Origin of the sequence: Brucella sp. HL-2, assembly GCF_025846885.2 — a bacterium.
GTDB lineage: Bacteria > Pseudomonadota > Alphaproteobacteria > Rhizobiales > Rhizobiaceae > Brucella > Brucella quorumnocens.
The window spans coordinates 1-2,180 of record NZ_JAOYTK010000064.1; the positions used below are offsets into that span (position 1 = coordinate 1).

A 2,180-nucleotide genomic window follows, 5' to 3' on the forward strand; every position below is an offset into this window, starting at 1 on the left:
CCATGATACGCAAGAAATCTCTCGCCGAGCTTGAGCCATGGTTAGAACGCGCCCGATCAAGCTTGGTCGTCTCTTTCGCCAACGGTGTGGTCAAAGATCGCGCAGCCGTCAGTCACGCGTCATTGGCGCAGGATAAGCACATGGCCATCAAAACTGCGTCAGAGCCATATTTCGACGCCGGGATTACGCTCGAAACCACTCAGAAACAAACGCCGCATTTTACAAATAATATTGCCAGGATAGGAGTAATCGCTAGAACGAGGGTGATTTTAAGGCGTAATAAATTTGGCTTTATATAAAAAAGTAACCGGACGCAAGGTGGGCGGCTTCGTGAAGACAACTAGTGCGCCCGGTCACGCGTTCTTACCAAGGAAGAAGAACGTGGGGCATCAAAACATCTTTCGCAGTAGTCAACAATAGCAAGAATTCTCGAGCAATGATAGGTAAATCAAAAATATAAGAATACATACAAGCGTCTCAACAATTGATGGAAATGATGGCGCGAGAGAAGAAGTTAAAAAGCCCCGGCACTGAGAAAATAGGGAGGCCAATGCCGGGGCAACGCGTACGTCTGGGATGAGTGTTCGTCGGTCAATTGAAGCAGTAAATTTTATTATAAAGCAATTGCACTTTATGGGGAATAAAAAACATATCACTAATACATATTACAAAACTAAAAGCTCCTACCGGCACCCCCGTACCTAGTAAGAGCTACGCCAATTAATTACTAAATTGCAATATAATCGTTCACTCTCGGCGCCTTTTGACGTTATCACAAAGTATTGATAAGTAAAGCCCAGACCCAAGACCGGGCCAGGGCTATCGCATCCACCTTCGAAAATATGTGGATGCAATCCAAATAAAGGTAGAGTCTTGTCGCGATTCTCAATTGCGACAAGTCTCCCAAGACCACTGCTCTTGCTCCCTATTCGAAAATAAAAGAGTCCTAATATCGTAGGGCTTAGTTATGAAAACATCGTTGGGGGGTATGTTAACGCCTACCATACTCTACTCTTAGGCCGAGTGGACGGCTTTAATTAAGATGAAAACAGCTGCGATTGCGACGATGGATCGGAAGTTTCTTGCTGTTTTCTCGCATCGTAATGCGACACGTTTGAACCGTTTGAGCTTTCCCATCATTTGTTCGATACGTGCGCGACCTCGGTAAAGTGCCACGGCAAAATGTTTCGGAATATTCCTCCTGTTTGATCTGTAAGAGCCTGTTCCAAAAAGGGTTGAGCGATTTCAGTTGGGTATGATTCAATCGGGTGTTTACTTTCGATGGAGATCACGATGATCTGGACTGAAATCGCTCAACCCTTTTTGGAACAGGCTCTAAACGATAGAGTTCAGTTTTGTTGCTAATGGCCTGAACGCTGTTGTCTGGAATATGCACCAAGCGCGGTGATGAAATCACGTCGGGGGATGTCCGTTGTGTCGAGGGTACAAACAATGGTTCTCTGGCTTATGCTCGCATAAGAACGTTATCGCGTAGGGCGTAGATCGCTGCATAATTCGCGGTTTGCATCGTGATGCAGAAAGCGGTTGGTCAAGGGTTTAACCCTATTTCAATAAAAGTGACGTACGCTATTTTCAGGGCACTCGAAGTCCTGCGCATGAAACTATCCAGCCGAAGTTCTGTGAATTTAAGCAACGTGTTCACTATCGATGCTGCCCCGAAGAAGGCGTGGGTCCCCAAATTTCGAGCTTTATGATCAAAATCTTGTATGCGTATCGTCTAATGCAAGCCTTACTTGCGCTTCCTATCTTTGAAATAGCGCGAGAGAATATGTAAGCACTTTATAATATTGAAAATGTTACAGTATTTTCCGATTTCACATAAATTAACCCTTCATTCTCGTTTAATAAAATGCTTTAACAGCATCACTTCATTTTATGGATATCAGGGGCAAATAAATGAACCGGCGCAATGCAGACTCGGACGGCAGTTTTCATCACACAGTTCTAGTCCTACATAAAAAATATCGTCTTTCGAGGACGCTGCTTAGTGCGGTCTCAGGCATTGCACTTCTAGCAGCAAGTATCAGCTTGTCACAGCCCGCAATGGCGGCAAGTGGCGGCGGTGGAATTTCGACCGGTGCTCCACAAGATGGTGCGGGCGGTGCGGGTGGCATAGACGGCGATCCGGCTTCCGCCAGAGGGAAGGATGCAGTTCTGCT

Annotated in this window: 2 protein-coding genes and 1 pseudogene; 2 read left to right on the forward strand and 1 reads right to left on the reverse strand. The window is 45.8% G+C overall.

What is annotated here, in order from left to right; genetic code table 11:
* A partial coding sequence (locus tag OIV19_RS23510) for a hypothetical protein (RefSeq protein ID WP_264234323.1) occupies positions 1 to 299 on the forward strand: 299 nt, incomplete at its 5' end.
* Positions 300 to 1,014: 715 nt separating this feature from the next.
* Here the strand turns inward: OIV19_RS23510 and OIV19_RS23515 are convergent.
* A pseudogene (locus tag OIV19_RS23515) lies at positions 1,015 to 1,197 on the reverse strand (transposase); the annotation flags it as partial.
* A 720-nt stretch (positions 1,198 to 1,917) separates the two neighbouring features.
* Here OIV19_RS23515 and OIV19_RS23520 point away from each other — a divergent pair.
* Positions 1,918 to 2,180 (forward strand): hypothetical protein (locus OIV19_RS23520; RefSeq protein WP_264234325.1); only part of this gene is annotated, 263 nt, incomplete at its 3' end.